Below are 16,126 nucleotides of genomic sequence, written 5' to 3' on the forward strand. Positions count from 1 at the left end.
TTTTAGGCCTTGAAAAAAATGATCTATGAAGAAATTAGCTTTATTATTTGCGGGAATTACTCTTTTCACTACCACGCTTACAGCTTGTAACGACGATGAAACTGTAGTTGAAGCTCCTATCGTAGGAACTTGGCAACCTTTGGCTGAAGTAAGAACTGAGGTAGATGTGAATGGAGATGGAATAAGCGACCAGATTGTCTATACTACTTGCCAACAACAAGCAAGATGGGTTTTTAAAGATAATGGTTCTGGTACTAGAACTACTTATGAAGAAGTTGGTACAACTCCAACTTGTACGCAAACTTCAAACCGTACTTTTTCTTATTCTTATAATAAAGATACTAAAGCAATTGAAGTGAAATACCAAGGAACTGTTGTTTCTGAAAAAGGTAAAGTAACGAGACTAGATGCAGATGGTCTTAATGTAATGATTGAAGATACTACAGATCCTACAATATATAAAACTGTAACTTATTCTTTAAAAAGAATTCCGCAATAATTTTTGATTTAAAATATTCAATATATACAAAGTCTTATCTTCGGGTGAGACTTTTTCGTTTTAAATGAAAACAATTATTTATTGTTTCTTTTAAAATCATTATTTTTGTGAAAATTAGAATTAGAAAGGTAAAAATCTAAGATCTAAAGTCTAACATCTAACATCTATAATTAAAGTGTTTTACGATCATCAGCAGATAGAAAAAAAGTGGCAGAAATACTGGGAAGACAATCAAACGTATAAAACTTCCAACAGCGCAGATAAACCTAAATTTTATGTTCTCGATATGTTTCCTTATCCGTCGGGAGCAGGTCTTCACGTGGGACATCCGCTTGGATACATTGCTTCGGATATTTATGCGAGATACAAAAGACATCAAGGTTTCAACGTGCTTCATCCAGTAGGTTACGATTCTTTCGGACTTCCTGCGGAGCAATACGCTATACAAACAGGGCAACATCCTGCAATTACTACTGAGCAAAACATTACAAGATACGAAGAGCAATTAAGAAAAATTGGTTTCTCTTTCGACTGGAGTAGAGAAGTGAGAACTTCAGATGCTTCTTATTATAAATGGACACAATGGATTTTCATTGAGTTATTCCATTCTTGGTATAATAAAGCAACCGATAAAGCAGAACCTATTTCTACTTTAATTCAGCATTTCGAAGAAAAAGGAACAGAAGGTTTACATGCCAATCAAAACGACGAATTAAATTTCACCGCTGAAGAATGGAATTCTGCTTCTGAAATGGATAAAGAAGATATTCTTTTAAATTATCGTTTAGCATACAGAGCGGAAACTACTGTAAACTGGTGTCCTGCTTTAGGAACAGTTTTAGCCAACGACGAAATAAAAGACGGTAAATCTGAAAGAGGAGGGTTTCCTGTTTTCCAAAAGAAAATGATGCAGTGGAGCATGAGAATTTCTGCGTACTCAGAAAGATTATTACAAGGTCTTAAAACTTTAGACTGGCCACAACCTTTGAAAGATTCTCAAGAATATTGGATCGGAAAATCTCAAGGAGCGCAGGTTAGATTTAATGTTGAAGCTCATAACGAAATTGTTGAGGTTTTCACGACAAGACCTGACACAATTTTTGGAGCAACTTTTATGGTTTTGGCTCCTGAAAATCCTTTAGTAGAAACAATTACTACCGATGCTCAAAAAGCGGAAGTCGAAAATTATATTGAAGAAACTTCAAAGAAAACAGAACGTGATAGAATGGCAGACGTGAAAAACGTTTCAGGTGCTTTCACAGGAAGTTATGCAATCAATCCGTTTAGCGGAGAAAAAATGCCAATCTATATCTCAGATTATGTTTTGATGGGGTACGGAACGGGAGCTGTAATGGCTGTTCCTGCACACGATGAGCGTGATCATAGATTTGCAAAGAAATTCAACCTTGAAATTAAAAAAGTTGTAGAAACAGAAGAAGATGTTCAGGAGAAGTCTTTTGATTCTAAAGATTCTGTTTGCGTAAACTCAGATTTCTTGAACGGATTAAATTATAACGATGCAAAATCTAAAATAATTTCTGAAATCGAAAACAAAGGAATAGGTAACGGAACAACCAATTACAGACAGCGTGATGCGATTTTCTCAAGACAAAGATATTGGGGAGAACCAGTTCCTATATATTATAAGGATGGAATGCCTTACACGTTGCCAACTTCTGCTTTGCCTTTGGAACTTCCTGAAGTTGAAAAATATTTGCCAACCGAAGACGGTGATCCGCCATTAGGAAATGCAAAAACTTTTGCTTGGGACGAAGCAAACCAAAAAATTGTTGATACCAATCTAATCGACGAAAAAAATGTTTTCCCTTTAGAATTATCTACAATGCCGGGTTGGGCTGGAAGTTCTTGGTATTTCTTGAGATATATGGATCCAAAAAATGAAGATGTTTTCACAAACAAAGATCTTTCAGATTATTGGGGACAAGTAGATTTATACATTGGAGGAAGCGAACACGCAACCGGTCACTTGTTATATTCTCGTTTCTGGAATATGTTCTTAAAAGATAGAGGGTATATTAATCATGATGAGCCTTTCCAGAAATTGATTAATCAAGGCATGATTTTGGGAATGAGTGCTTTTGTGTATAGAATTGACGGAACTAATCAATATGTATCTAAAAATTTAGCAAAAGATTATACAACTCAAGCAATCCACGTTGATGTATCTTTATTAAAAGGAACTTCTGACGAATTAGATACTGAAGCTTTCAAAGCTTGGAGACCAGATTATGCTGATGCAGAATTTATTTTAGAAGACGGAAAATACATCACCGGTCGTGAAGTAGAAAAAATGTCTAAGTCTAAATACAATGTTGTAAACCCAGACGATATTTGTGAAGAATACGGAGCAGATGGTTTAAGATTGTATGAAATGTTCTTAGGTCCATTAGAACAATCGAAGCCTTGGAATACGCAAGGTCTAAGTGGAGTGTATGGTTTCCTGAAAAAATTCTGGAATTTATATTTCAACGGAGAAAATTTTGAAATTTCTGAAGACGAACCAACAAAAGCAGAGTATAAAGTTTTACATACCTTAATAAAGAAAGTAGTTTACGATATTGAAAACTTCTCTTTCAACACCTCGGTGTCTTCATTTATGATTGCGGTAAACGAGTTGCAGAAATTAAAATGTAACAAACGCAATATTTTAGAGCCGCTTGCCGTTATCATCTCTCCGTATGCGCCACATATTTGTGAAGAGCTTTGGAGTTTAATGGGGAATGAAGGTTCTATAGAATATGTAAAATTTCCAATCTTGGATGAAAAGTATCTGGAAGAAGATGAAATTGAGTATCCTGTGAGCGTAAATGGCAAGATGAAGTTCAAAATTTCATTGTCGGCACAACTTTCTGCTAAAGAAGTGGAAGATTTAGTGCTTCTTAATGACAAAATGATACAAATTTTGGACGGTAAAAGTCCTAAAAAAATTATTGTTGTGCCCAAAAGGATAGTGAACATTGTAATTTAAAAAAAAATTAACATTGAAATATTTGAAAAAATACGGTTTTAATTTTTTTGAATGTTTAATGTTTTTTCTATTTTTGGTAAAAAGTTGATAAAATAAAATTTTATTTTTAGTATTAATATAACAGAATATTTATTTGTTATTCTAAAAATATAAAATGTTTTTTTATGTCTCTTGCGTGTTAATTTATTTTATCTTTATTTTACAATCTGAAATTTTTAAACAATATAATTTAGTTAAATATGGAAATGAATGTTTCAAAAAGTGATGAGCAAGTAGTTGCTAAAAAGAAGAGCGGACTTAACCCTGCTATTGTAATTCCTGTATTATTCCTAATCGGTGTTGCAATTTATTTATTTGTATTGGGTAATCCTTCAAACTTCCAGCACCCAGATCAGTTCAAAGGAGCTGCTTCTGTTGGTTTAAGTGATATCGATGGTAAAAAAATCGAACCAGCTGAAGGTTCAATGATGGGTATCGTTTACAAAGGAGGTCCTATCGTACCTATCTTGCTTACATTTATGATCACTGTTTTGGTGTTCTCTATCGAAAGAGCTTTGGTATTAAGCAGAGCTAGTGGAAAAAGCAACCTTGATAACTTCGTAACAACAATTAGAGGTTATTTGAACAAAAACCAAATCAACGAAGCTTTAGAGGAGTGCGACAGACAACAAGGTTCTGTAGGGAACGTTGTAAAAGAAGGTCTTACTACTTATAAGATTCTTGAGAAAGACGCTACTTTAAACAAAGAGCAGAAATTGGTTGCCTTAAGCAAGTCTTTAGAAGAAGCTACTACTTTAGAAATGCCGATGCTTGAGAAAAATATGATGATCCTTTCTACTTTAGGTACTGTAGCAACGTTAGTTGCACTATTAGGAACGGTACTTGGTATGATTAAAGCGTTCGCTGCATTAGGTGCAGGTGGAGGATCTCCGGATGCTGCTGCTCTATCAACAGGTATCTCTGAAGCCTTGATTAATACAGCTTTAGGTATTGGTACTTCAGCGATTGCAATTATCCTTTACAACTATTTTACATCTAAAATTGATGGATTAACTTATAAAATAGACGAAATCGGATTAAGCATTCAACAATCTTTCGCAGAATTCAACTAATATTTTAATATTAGTCTGCGGCAGAAAGCAGAAATAATCTATTTTGTTAAATTTTATAAATTTTTAATATGGCGAGAGTCAAACCAAAAAGACACGGGGTAGTTACGGATATGACGGCAATGTGTGACGTTGCTTTCCTACTCCTTACGTTCTTCATCCTTACGACGCAATTTAAAAAGCCGGATGCAGAGCAGATTACTACGCCATCTTCAGTTTCTACACAAAAGTTGGATGATACCAACTTGATGACAATAAGTGTTACTCCGGACGGAAGATTCTTTTTTACACCAACCGTTACTCCTACAGAAAGAGAACAATTGCTAGATTTAATGGCAGGTGAATATAGAATCGGTTTTACTGAGGCTCAGAAAAAAGCATTTAAAAATGCTAGTGCTATTGGAGTGTCTATGAAGCAACTTCCTTCTTATCTTGATAAGCCGGAAGATGTAAGACAACAGATCAAAGGAGTTTCTATTCCTATGGATACTGTGAATAAAGAACTTACAAACTGGGTAAAATACTCTTTGCAAGCAAATCCTGATGCTAAATTGGCAATCAAAGGAGATGCTAAAGCACAGTATCCTCAGTTTAAAGCGCTTTTTGACGGATTGAAAGAGATTGAGTTTTATAAATTTGTACTGATTACATCTTCAGAGTAATCGGAAAAAAAAGAGAACAATGGCAGAAGTACAAGTACAAGAGAAAGGCGGCAAGGGCGGCAAGGTCCGTTCCAAGAAACATAACGCCAGAGTCGATATGACTCCAATGGTAGATTTGGGTTTCCTTTTGATCACATTCTTTATGTTTACGACAACATTCAGTAAGCCAAATATTATGGATATGAAGTTGCCGGCTAAACCACCTGTGGATCAGCCTATCACTGATAGACCTGAAATCGATCTTTCAAACGCAATCACATTCCTTTTAGGAAAGGATGATAAATTATATTATCATCAGTTAGACCAAAATGGCTTAACAGATCCTAGCAAATTGAATGAGTCTACTTTAGATTCTGAGGATATTGCTAAAGTAATTGCTACAGCGAAAGCTAGAGCTAAGAAACCAGAAATTTTCACAGTAATCATCAAACCTACTGATGATTCTAACTATGAAAACTTCGTTGATATCTTAGATGAAATGGCGATTACAAAAACGGATCACTATGGTATTGGTGAAGTGAAGCCTTGGGAAAAAGCTATTTATGACCAAAGAGTTGGGAATAAATAAGTTTAATTTTAAATTTTAAAAGTATGTCAACAGATAATTTTGCTGTAGCAAATAGAAGCCTTGATGAGGTAGTATTTGAAAACAGAAATAAAGAGTATGGTGCGTATGACCTGAGACAGGCTTACAGACCTTTACTTACAAAGGCATTTCTTTTGGGAACTTTAATTTTTGTTCTTTTAGTTGTAGGTCCGTTTTTATATTTAAAAATGACTCAAGAAAAGGCTAAAGAAGAAAAGATTGTAGAAGTAAATTTAGATGAAATCAAAGATTTACCTCCACCACCAGAAGAAAAGGAATTGCCACCTCCACCTCCACCTCCACCGGTAGAACCACCAAAGGTAGAGATTGTTAAGGATATGATTCCTGAGCCGAAACCAAATCCAAAAATCGAGGAACCACCTAAGAAAATGGAAGAGGTTAAGGAAACTACAATTGGTACGGTAAACCAGGAAGGTGAGAAGAAAACAACTTACGTAAAACAAGAACTTCCTAAAGATACGGGTGCTGGTAAAGCAGTTGAAGCTCCAAAATTAGATTTGAATAAAATCGTTGAAGGAGGCCTTGAACAGCAAGCAGAATTCGTAGGAGGTATCGACAAGTTTAGAAGATTGGTAGGAGAGAATTTCGACCAATCAGAATTTGAAGGTCTTGGGGAAACTATCAGTACAAGTATCAGTTTCGTTGTAGAAAGAGATGGTTCTCTTTCTGATGTAAGAGCTACTGGTCCTAACTCTGCTTTCAATAAAGAAGCTGAAAGAACGATCAAAGGTATCAGAGGAAAATGGACACCTGGTAAAATGCAGGGTGAATTCGTAAGATCTAGATTTAGATTACCATTGAAGATGGCATTCGAATAACCTCATTTAGAAATATATAGAAAGAGCAACAATTATTTGTTGCTCTTTTTTTATTAACTTTTTTTAACTTTCATAGTCGTATTATTTTAGTATTTTTGTAATATGTTGTTTAGATATTTATCAATTTTGGTGGGTTTATGCTACATTCTTGTAGGGATTTTTACCATTTTATACAAAGCTTTTATCGTAATTCCGCTTGAGCAGGTTACTTCTTATTTGTTAGGCGCTGTTTTATGTGGATATGGTATATTTCGTATTGGAAGAGCAATTTATCAAATCAAAAAATCTAAACTAGATGAATAAAGTAATAATTTATTTCTTTTTTGCATTTACTTTTATTGTTTCATGTTCAAAAGATAATACAGATAATCCTCAAACTGGTAGTATTACCGTTGAGGCAGATGAATCTTTCGAGAATATCAGTAGAGTCTTGAAAGATCGTTACATGTTGTTTTACCCTAAAACAAAAATCAATCTTGTTACTAAAAAAGAAAATGTTGCTTTGCAAGATCTTCTTCACGGAAAGGCACGTGTAATCGTGATGTCTAGAGAACTTACAGACGACGAAAAGAAAGCTTTTAAACAAAGGTTTAAAGCAGATATTGAACCGGCAAGATTTGCCGCGGATGGTTTGGTTTTTATTGTTTCAAAGAGTTCAGCTTTGAATGCAATTTCGGTTGAGGATGTTAAAAGCAGGCTTCAAGATGGTAGAAATTCATTAATTTTTGATGGTGTTAACTCTGCTAATACAAGTTTTATTGCAAAAAGATTAAATTTAGATCCAAATCATTTAAAATATTCTACATTAGCCTCAAATGAAGAAATTGTAAGGAATATTGATAAATATCCCAATAGTATTGGCGTTGTAGGGTATAATGTGTTAAGTAGACCACATAATAAGGAATCTAAAATTTTCCGTGAATCTGTAAAGATTTTACCTGTTATAGATTCAAAAGGAAAAAGTGTTGCTATTTCTACCCAAACGCTTAAGAATAATACCTATCCTTTTACAAGAGTATTGTATTTTTTAACTAATGAGGCTTATTTCGGATTAGGTAACGGGTTTATTAGATTTTCTTGTTCGCAACCTGGGCAGATTATTGCAAAAAAGCAAGGGTTGCAGCCGTTTTATATTATTCCGAGGGAAGTAAAAATCACAGAATAAATTTCTAAATGGTCTAATAATTGATGAAAATTATTAGATTTAAATTAAAATAATTATAATTTCAAAAATATGTCAATGGAAGTAAGAGTTGGAATATCTAAAAAATTAGCATTAGGTGGTGTTGCAGTATTTTCTTTTTTAAATATTGCAAATGCACAAAGCATCCAACAAGGCGAAACTCTTGTAGAAAGCTATAAATTTGGTGAAGCTAAAGAGGTATTTACTCAGCTAGTAGCGAAAGAAGCTACAGATAAAAACTTTTTCTATCTAGGGAATGTATATTTGTCTCAGCCTGAGCCAGATTTTGCGAAAGCTGCAGAAGCCTTTAATAAAGGAATTGCGCAAGATAAAAAGGCTTTATATAGCAGATTGGGTCTTGCATCTATAAAATTAGGGAAAGGAGATAAAACAAATGCAATTGCAGAAATAAAAGAAATCGTTAAAGATTCTCGTGAAAAAGATACAGATCTTTTAGCTGAAGCTGGAAAGACTTTAATTAAATATGAGAAAAATAACGATCCTAGATATGCGGTTGAGTTGCTAAACTTAGCTATAGAAAAATCTGAAAAGTCTGGTGTTCCGGCTATGTATTTATATAGTTTAGGTGATGCTTACAGCGCTTTAGGTGTGCAAACAAAAAGTGGTGCAGACTATGGTAACGCAATGACGGCTTTTGAAAAAGCTTTGCCTGTTGCTAAATCTAAGGCTGTTGTGCTTACTAGAATGGGATCGCTTTGGATGAATGCTAAAGCTATGGATAAAGCAAAAACAAATTTAGACAATGCAAAAGCTGCAGACCCAAGTTTTGCGCCTACCTATAAATTATTAGGTACGTATTTTAGTTTGTATCAAGACTGGGATCAGGCTTCAGCAAATTACAAAAAGTATCTTTCTTTAGCAGATAACGATCCTAATACAGTTTTGGATTATGCTAAATTAGCTTTCCTTACAAAAGATTATGCAGGAGCAGGATCGGCTTTAGATTTAGTTTTTGATAAAGTTCAAGATCCAGCTAAATATAGAATTAAAGCATATTTATTGTATCAGAAGAAAGATTATGCAGGTGCTAAATCTAACATAGAATCATTTATCTCTCAAGCAGAAAAATCAAGAGTTCAGCCAAGTGATACAGGTTTATTAGGTTTAACTCAGGCTGGTTTGGCAAAGGCAAGCGGAGATCAGGCAATGATGGCGGATGCAAAAGCTAAAGTAGGAGTTGCAAAAGCAGCAAAAGATACTACTTTCAACTGGGACGAAGAATTTGATATCGCTAGTGGAGCAAAAAAATCTATTGCGAAAGTTTCTGCTCCTACAGATGGACCTACCAATGCAACAATTGATGCTTTAAATAAGCAAATTGCAGCGAAGCCAAACGATACCGATGCTTTGTTTAAGTTAGCAAATGAATATCAAGCTGTAGAAAACTGGAAAGGTGCAGCATACGCATGGCAAAAACTTACAGGTGAGCTTCCGACTTGGGAATCTGGTTTCTATGGTTTAGGATTTGCTTTCCAAAAAGCAGGAGATGCTGAAAACGCAATTGCATCTTATGAAAGATATGTGGCTATCTTATCTGGAAAAACTGCAGATGAAAAAGCAAATGCTAAAGAAACTTTAGCAAATGTATATTATAACCTTGCAAGTCTTACAACGGGCGAGAAAGATAAAAGTTTGCAATATATAAATAAATCTATCGAAACTTTCTCTACGCCTGAAGCTGTTGCGTTGAAAGAAAGATTATCAAAATAATATTTAATCTAAATATTTTAAGGAGACTGTTTTTTAGCAGTCTCTTTTTTATTAAATTTACATCAATCAAAGTATATAGGAAATATGAAAACATTTGTTTTAGCTTTCGGAGCACATCCGGATGATGTAGAATTGGGTTGCGGAGGAACATTGGCGAAATTGGTAGAAGAAGGTAAAGTGTGTGCTATCGTAGATCTTACGAAAGGTGAGCTAGGTACAAGAGGAACCGAGGAAACTAGAAAGCAGGAAGCAAAGAATGCTGCAGAAATTTTAGGAATTTCAGTTCGAGAAAATTTAGGTTTTCGTGATGGTTTTTTAGAGAATTCTGAAGCAAACCAATTAGAGATTGTAAAAATGGTTCGCAAATACCGTCCAGAAATCGTCTTAGCGAACGCAACTGATGATAGACATCCAGATCATGCAAAAGCAGCGAAAATAGTGCTGGATGCGTGCTTTTTGTCTGGTTTAAGAAAACTTGAAACCGTAATGGATGGGGAAGTGCAAGAAGTTTGGAGACCGAAACATATTTTTCACTATATGCAGTGGAAAGATGTGCAGCCAGATTTCGTAGTAGACATCTCTGAACAGTTAAATAAAAAAATTGACGCATGTTTGGCATTCAAAACTCAGTTTTATGACCCAACATCTAAGGAGCCAGAAACTCCAATTACGTCAAAAGACTTTTTAGAGAGCCTTTCTTATCGCGCACAGAATTTAGGGAGATTATCTGGAGTGCCTCATGCAGAGGGCTTTACAAAAGAAAAGCTATTTGCATTGAAAAATTTTGATGGAATTGTTTGCTAGTTAAAAAAACTTCCCTATATTTGCACTCAGAAAAACGGTGATTGTAGCTCAGTTGGTTAGAGCGTCGGATTGTGGTTCCGAAGGTCGTGGGTTCGAGACCCATCATTCACCCAAGAAAAGTACACTTTTATAGTGTACTTTTTTTATTTTATATCGGTTTTTAATTCTTAGCCACAAAAAAAGCATCTTAAAAAGATGCTGTATAATTTTTCTTAAAGTTTCTTAAATTAAACCTCGTCGTCAGACTCAATTGTAAAAGTTCTGCTCTTGAAGTCTTTATCATGTTTTTCTGAGATTACATCTTCCCCTTTTTCATTGATGATAAAGTCTGTAGATTCATTAAACATGTCTTGGAAATTCTTAAAATCTTCTTTGTATAGGTAGATTTTGTGTTTTTCAAAAGTGGCTTCTCCATTGTCTCCGAAGTTCTTCTTACTTTCGGTAATCGTCAAATAATAATCTCCCGCTTTAGTCTCGCGCACATCAAAGAAATACGTTCTTCTTCCTGCCTTCAACACCTTCGTGAAAATTTCGTTTTCGTGGCGTTCCTTATAATCACTCATTGTTAGATAAATTTTTAATCTTGTTTAGAACAAATATAAAAGTTTTCTTTTAATCACAAAATTTTTTTTATGATTTATTTAACAATTGAGAAAGAAAGTGTTAAGCAATTAAAGAATCGTTAATTTCAGAAAGGTTGATAATTTTGTCTGCCCTTTTTGCACTCGATTCTCTGTGTGTGATGATAATTGACGTTGAATTTTTGATTTTTCTATCGATGTTTTCTAAAATATTCTGCTCTGTTTCTGTGTCTAAAGCAGAAAGTGAATCATCGAAAATAATAATGTTCGGATTTTTAATTAAAGCTCGGGCAATACAAATCCTTTGTTTTTGTCCTCCGGAAAGCATTACACCGCGTTCACCAACGGTGGTTTGGTATTGGTCTTTAAACTCAACAATATTCTTGTCTACGTCTGCAATTCTCGCGTATTCCACAATTCTTTCGTGTGAAGGATTGTCGATGGCAAAACCGATGTTGTTTTCGATGGTATCAGAGAAAAGGTAGCTTTCCTGCGGAATGTAGCCAATGAAGTTTCTGTAGTTGTCTAAATTATGTTCCTTAAGGTTTTTGCCGTCAATTAAGATTTCGCCTTCTGTAGGGTCTATTAAACGACAAAGAAGGAGGGCAATCGTAGATTTTCCGCTTCCTGTTTTTCCCATAATGGCTAAAGATTCTCCTGCATCTACTTTAAAACTTAAATTTTCTAATGCTTTAATCCCTGTATTTGGGTAAATGTAAGAAACGTTTTTAAACTCGATGTCGCCTTTAATCGTGTAATTTTCGAAGTTGCTGTTTACGATTTCAGATTTTTTATCTAAAAATTCGTTAATTCTTTGCATGGAAGCTTCAGCTCTTTGGTTTACAGAAGTTACCCAACCTACCATTGAGAATGGCCAAATCAGGATATTGATGTACATGAAAAAGTCGGCGATTTTCCCTACCGTTAATTCTCCTGCGATATATTTTTGTCCGCCAATTAAGATAATGGCAACATTTAAAAGACCAATTACAAATAAAACAATGGTAAAGAAATATGCTTCAGTTTTTGCAAGGTCTAAAGCTTTGTCTTGGTAATCGGAAACTTTAGCACCATAATTTTTTTCGATATACTTTTCTTTAGCAAAGAATTTTACCACACGTATTCCTGAGAAACTATCTTGTACAAAAGTGGAGATTGCAGATTGGCTTTTCTGCATAATCTTCGATTTTTTGTTGATGATAGAACTTACTTTAAAGATTACAAACGATAAAATCGGAAGCGGAAGCAATGTCCATAAAGTCATTGAAACGTCCGTTGTAAGCATATAAATACTCGTAATTGTAAGTAGAATCAAAAGATTAATTACATACATTACACCAGGACCAAGGTACATTCTTACGGCAACAACATCTTCGCTCAATCGGTTCATTAAATCTCCGATGGTTGTTTGTTTATAATCACTTAGAGAAAGTTCTTGGTAATGTCTGTAGATTTTGTTTTTAAGTTCGTATTCAATTCTTCGAGAGGCAACAATAATGGTTTGTCTCATCATAAATGTGAAGAAACCAGTAAGCAAAGAGCATCCAACGATAATTGCAACGTAAATAAGCACTTGTTGGTTGAAGCCCAAATGACCGCCTTTTGTGAGTTCGTCTACAGATTTGCCAACAAATTGAACTTTGTATATGTTGAAAAAATTACTTGCAATAATAAAAAGTAATCCCCAAAACAGAAGTATTTTGTGTTTCCAGAAATATGGATTTAATGTTTTTAGCGCTTTCATAAAGTTTTACAAAATTACGAAATTAGGTTTAGACTGAGAATTTCATCAATTTTAAATTTTGTATCTTTGCCACCATTAAAAAGCTCTTTGAATGTTAGGAAGAAGACAAATCCGTGAGAAAGTTGTAGAATCGGTGTATTCATACTGTCAAAACCCGATCAAGTTTGATGTGCTAGAGAAAAATATGTTCTCTGGGATAGAAAAAATTTATCATCTGTATATTTATGAACTGAATTTTTTGGTAGCTCTGAAAGATCTTGCCGAAAACCAAATTGAGATTAGTAAAAATAAATATCTAAAAACAGATTCAGACATTAATCCTAATCAAAAATTCATCAATAATCAGATTTTAAAAAAGCTTGAAGAAAATCCTGAGAGATTATTCTTTACCGGCCAACACAAAATGTTGAAGTGGGATTTGCATGATGATCTTTTAGTAAAGACTTTCCAAAGAATTACAGCAGGAAAAAGATACCAAGATTTTATGAAAGAAGAGGGGTATTCTTTTGAAGCCGATCAAAAATTTATCGGAAAACTCTTCCTAAGATATCTTGCTGAGAATGATGATTTCCACAGTTATATCGAAGACAAAGAACTTACTTGGTCAGACGATCTTCATATTGCTAATTCTATGGTTCAGAAGACTATCGGTTTCATAAAAGAAGATGAAGAAAGCAAAACGCTCATCAAAATGATTAAAGATGTAGACGATAAACTTTTTGCATCAAAACTTCTTCGTGAAACTTTAAACGAATGGGAAAGCAACGAGAAGAAACTTAGCGAAAGACTAGAAAACTGGGATTTAGAAAGAGTTTCTCTTATGGATAAAGTTATTTTGTCTACGGCTATTGCTGAATTGGATAAATTTCCACTAACGCCTTCAAGAGTAATTATCAACGAATATATCGAGATTGCAAAGGTTTATGCAACCGACCGTTCGAACATTTTCATCAACGGTATTCTTGATAAATATTGTAAAGATCAAAACAGAATATAAAAAATTTAGAATGAAAAAGACATTATCGCTCATCGCATTGTCGGTTATAGGATTGGGTTTGGTTTCATGTAAAAAAGAAGCTAAAGAAACTACAGGTTCTGAAGTATTAATAGCAGATTCTACTGCGGCTCCTGCTTTGGATACATTAGCAGCACCGGTTGTAGAGGCAGATTCTTCGGCTACAGTGGCATCTTCAAAACCATCAACAACAATTGCCCTTTCTGAGAGCACTTTTGATTTCGGAACTATTAAAAAAGGGGACAAAGTTGAACACGTTTACGAAGTAACCAATACCGGGAAAAATCCTTTGGTAATTTCGGCAGTTACTCCAGGATGTGGTTGTACAGCAGGTGAGTTTACAAAAGAACCGATTTTACCAGGGAAAAAAGGAAAAATTACGCTACATTTCGATTCTACAAATTTTGATGGGGCAGTAAACAAATATGCAGACGTTTTTGCCAATGTTGAGAAAACACCAATTAAGCTAACTTTTACAGCAAATATTCAACCTTAATTCAAAGCTATGTTAACAGTATTTTTACAAGCACCTGCAGCAGGAGGAAATTCTTCGATGATGTTAATCATGATGGGAGCCATGTTCGTAGGATTTTATTTTTTAATCCTAAGACCTCAAATGAAAAAACAAAAGCAGGAAAAGAATTTTCAGGAAGAGCTTAAAGTGGGAAGCAGAGTAGTGCTTACTTCTGGTCTTCACGGAAGAATTGCTCAAATTCATGATGATGGTGTTATTATTGAGACCCTTTCTGGAAAGCTAAAGTTTGAAAAAGCAGCCATCTCTAGAGAATTTACAGAAGCTAGATTTGGAGCAAAAGCTACAGAAAAAGCAGCTGAGAAAAAAGAAACAGAAACTGAAAAGAAATAATTCTTCAGTTTTTTATGATACTCCGTTTCGGCGGGGCGGCGAAGCCGCCCCGCCGAAACTTTTTTATCAAGTGTTGTTGCCATTCTGGCGGAAAACCACAAAATGAATGCACATTTTTGTCTTTGTATAAAATTTGAGGTATTTGTGGTTTATCTTTGCGGTATGAGTAAAAACACAAACAAAACAGTTCTCATTTTGGGCGCTAATTCTGATGTGGCGAAACAATGCATTAAACAATATGTTGCAAAAGGATTTTCGGTTGTGGCTGCGTCTAGAAATATCAAATCTTTAGAGCGGTTTGTTACGGATAATAATTTCAATTCTGAAGTTACGATTTTGGCTTTCGATTCTGTAGATTTTGAGGGGCATCAAAAATTTTACGATAAACTTCCAACAAAACCTCATATTGTAGTATATGCAGCAGGTTTCTTGGTGGAAAATGACAAGGCGTTGCACGATTTCAAAGGAGCTCAGCAAATGATGCAGGTTAATTACATGGGAGCTGTTTCTATCCTCAATATTATTGCGACGGATATTTCTAACAAAAATTTAGAAAGAATTATCGGTTTGTCGTCTCTTTCCGGAGTTCGTGGTAGGAAAAGTAATTTTGTGTACGGAAGTACAAAAGCAGCTTTCACGACTTATTTGGCGGGGCTTCGACAAGAATTAGCTAATAGAAATATCAAAGTAAACGCTTTGGTGATTGGCTATATCGATACCAAAATTAATGAAGGTTTAGAATTAAATAAAAACCTAATCATGCAACCCGATTATGTTGCGAAATTCATAGTAAACGCCGGAAATTCCTTCACCATCGTTCCCAATTTTAAATGGAAAATGATTTATTGGATTTTAAAATTTTTACCAGAAAGTTTGGTGGCGAAGTTGCCTTAATATATTTTCTGAACAGTACGATTTAAAAAAGACTTGGTTTTTTGTAGATTAATTTTCAAAGGTTAAATTTGTTTAAACTGTGATTTACTTTCCAAGTATTGAAGAGTTTTACTGAAGTGAATATCATCAATATTTACTTTGTCTAAAATAAAGTTCAATGAAGAAATAGCTGTAATGTAAAGATATTTTTCATCAAGAATACAGTATGTAATTTCCTTCCAAATGAATTTGTATTCAGCCTTGTAGTTTTTGAAGCTAAAATGGTCTGGAGAAAACTCCCAAATTACATCGTTTGAATTTATTTTTAGATTGACGACTTCCTCCTCTATTATTTTTTGATAATGTGCTCTGTATTGTTTGTATTTAGAATTGTAAGAAAAATAGGAAGCGAATGTAGCTAAATAAAACCCGAAGAAAAATCCTGCAAATCCGTAATCTTTAAACAAAAAAGTTATAATAGCTAAAGCAAGTGAGAGAATACTCCAGTAGAGATTTTTATTATTATCTCTTAAATTCTTTTTCCACAATCTTTTAAATTCATATTCATTAATTTGTTTGTAAATTTCGCCGGAACAAGGAGTGTTGTAAGTAAGTATTTCTTCAATCATGATTTTAGTTTAAATAA

The 16,126-nt window shown here is 34.3% G+C and carries 17 protein-coding genes and 1 tRNA gene; 15 read left to right on the forward strand and 3 right to left on the reverse strand.

The features are described 5' to 3' along the window. Positions 1 to 25 precede the first annotated feature (25 nt). The 11 genes from AC2A1D_RS06920 (at position 26) to AC2A1D_RS06970 (ending at position 10,514) form a co-directional block, all read left to right on the forward strand. Positions 26 to 499: a lipocalin family protein gene (locus tag AC2A1D_RS06920; RefSeq protein ID WP_484042910.1), complete on the forward strand. Its 474-nt coding sequence runs from the start codon at positions 26 to 28 to the stop codon at positions 497 to 499. A gap of 175 nt (positions 500 to 674) precedes the next feature. Continuing rightward, positions 675 to 3,488: a leucine--tRNA ligase gene (gene leuS / locus AC2A1D_RS06925; protein WP_484042911.1), complete on the forward strand. Its 2,814-nt coding sequence runs from the start codon at positions 675 to 677 to the stop codon at positions 3,486 to 3,488. Between the two features lie 239 nt (positions 3,489 to 3,727). Continuing rightward, on the forward strand, positions 3,728 to 4,600 hold the full coding sequence (locus tag AC2A1D_RS06930) for a MotA/TolQ/ExbB proton channel family protein (RefSeq protein ID WP_484042912.1): 873 nt from the start codon (positions 3,728 to 3,730) through the stop codon (positions 4,598 to 4,600). A 68-nt stretch (positions 4,601 to 4,668) separates the two neighbouring features. Beyond that, positions 4,669 to 5,259 carry an ExbD/TolR family protein gene (locus AC2A1D_RS06935; protein ID WP_484042913.1) on the forward strand — a complete coding sequence of 197 codons (591 nt, stop codon included), beginning with the start codon at positions 4,669 to 4,671 and terminating at the stop codon, positions 5,257 to 5,259. 19 nt (positions 5,260 to 5,278) lie between these two features. Beyond that, positions 5,279 to 5,827: an ExbD/TolR family protein gene (locus AC2A1D_RS06940; RefSeq protein WP_484042914.1), complete on the forward strand. Its 549-nt coding sequence runs from the start codon at positions 5,279 to 5,281 to the stop codon at positions 5,825 to 5,827. A 23-nt stretch (positions 5,828 to 5,850) separates the two neighbouring features. Then, positions 5,851 to 6,684 (forward strand): energy transducer TonB, encoded by an 834-nt coding sequence (locus AC2A1D_RS06945; protein ID WP_484042915.1) that lies wholly within the window; start codon positions 5,851 to 5,853, stop codon positions 6,682 to 6,684. Positions 6,685 to 6,786: 102 nt separating this feature from the next. Next, positions 6,787 to 6,987, forward strand: a complete 201-nt coding sequence (locus AC2A1D_RS06950; RefSeq protein WP_484042916.1) for a C4-dicarboxylate ABC transporter — start codon at positions 6,787 to 6,789, stop codon at positions 6,985 to 6,987. Beyond that, positions 6,980 to 7,849, forward strand: a complete 870-nt coding sequence (locus AC2A1D_RS06955) for a PstS family phosphate ABC transporter substrate-binding protein (protein WP_484042917.1) — start codon at positions 6,980 to 6,982, stop codon at positions 7,847 to 7,849. Before AC2A1D_RS06950 ends, AC2A1D_RS06955 begins: the two co-directional genes overlap by 8 nt. 75 nt (positions 7,850 to 7,924) lie before the next feature. Continuing rightward, positions 7,925 to 9,598, forward strand: coding sequence for a tetratricopeptide repeat protein (locus AC2A1D_RS06960; RefSeq protein ID WP_484042918.1), 1,674 nt, complete (start codon positions 7,925 to 7,927; stop codon positions 9,596 to 9,598). A gap of 84 nt (positions 9,599 to 9,682) precedes the next feature. Beyond that, the gene (bshB1, locus tag AC2A1D_RS06965; RefSeq protein WP_484042919.1) at positions 9,683 to 10,402 is read left to right on the forward strand and encodes a bacillithiol biosynthesis deacetylase BshB1; all 720 of its coding nucleotides are present in this window, start codon (positions 9,683 to 9,685) and stop codon (positions 10,400 to 10,402) included. A gap of 36 nt (positions 10,403 to 10,438) precedes the next feature. Beyond that, positions 10,439 to 10,514, forward strand: a tRNA-His gene (locus tag AC2A1D_RS06970). A gap of 115 nt (positions 10,515 to 10,629) precedes the next feature. Here the strand turns inward: AC2A1D_RS06970 and AC2A1D_RS06975 are convergent. Next, positions 10,630 to 10,965, reverse strand: a complete 336-nt coding sequence (locus tag AC2A1D_RS06975) for a DUF3276 family protein (RefSeq protein WP_484042920.1) — start codon at positions 10,963 to 10,965, stop codon at positions 10,630 to 10,632. Between the two features lie 100 nt (positions 10,966 to 11,065). Further along, positions 11,066 to 12,727, reverse strand: a complete 1,662-nt coding sequence (locus AC2A1D_RS06980; RefSeq protein ID WP_484042921.1) for an ABC transporter ATP-binding protein — start codon at positions 12,725 to 12,727, stop codon at positions 11,066 to 11,068. Between the two features lie 91 nt (positions 12,728 to 12,818). Between AC2A1D_RS06980 and AC2A1D_RS06985 the strand changes: the two genes are divergently transcribed. From AC2A1D_RS06985 to AC2A1D_RS07000, 4 genes are all read left to right on the forward strand, one after another. Next, the gene (locus tag AC2A1D_RS06985) at positions 12,819 to 13,724 is read left to right on the forward strand and encodes a transcription antitermination protein NusB (protein ID WP_484042922.1); all 906 of its coding nucleotides are present in this window, start codon (positions 12,819 to 12,821) and stop codon (positions 13,722 to 13,724) included. Positions 13,725 to 13,734: 10 nt separating this feature from the next. Beyond that, positions 13,735 to 14,238, forward strand: a complete 504-nt coding sequence (locus AC2A1D_RS06990; protein WP_484042923.1) for a DUF1573 domain-containing protein — start codon at positions 13,735 to 13,737, stop codon at positions 14,236 to 14,238. A gap of 9 nt (positions 14,239 to 14,247) precedes the next feature. Next, positions 14,248 to 14,607 carry a preprotein translocase subunit YajC gene (gene yajC, locus AC2A1D_RS06995; RefSeq protein ID WP_484042924.1) on the forward strand — a complete coding sequence of 120 codons (360 nt, stop codon included), beginning with the start codon at positions 14,248 to 14,250 and terminating at the stop codon, positions 14,605 to 14,607. A gap of 162 nt (positions 14,608 to 14,769) precedes the next feature. Next, on the forward strand, positions 14,770 to 15,501 hold the full coding sequence (locus AC2A1D_RS07000) for an SDR family NAD(P)-dependent oxidoreductase (RefSeq protein WP_484042925.1): 732 nt from the start codon (positions 14,770 to 14,772) through the stop codon (positions 15,499 to 15,501). A 62-nt stretch (positions 15,502 to 15,563) separates the two neighbouring features. Here AC2A1D_RS07000 and AC2A1D_RS07005 read toward each other — a convergent pair whose 3' ends face one another. Then, complete coding sequence (locus AC2A1D_RS07005; protein WP_484042926.1) at positions 15,564 to 16,109, reverse strand: hypothetical protein; 546 nt, start codon at positions 16,107 to 16,109, stop codon at positions 15,564 to 15,566. Positions 16,110 to 16,126: the final 17 nt, after the last annotated feature.

The sequence above is a fragment of the Chryseobacterium sp. HNCC26DJ239 genome (assembly GCF_057180445.1).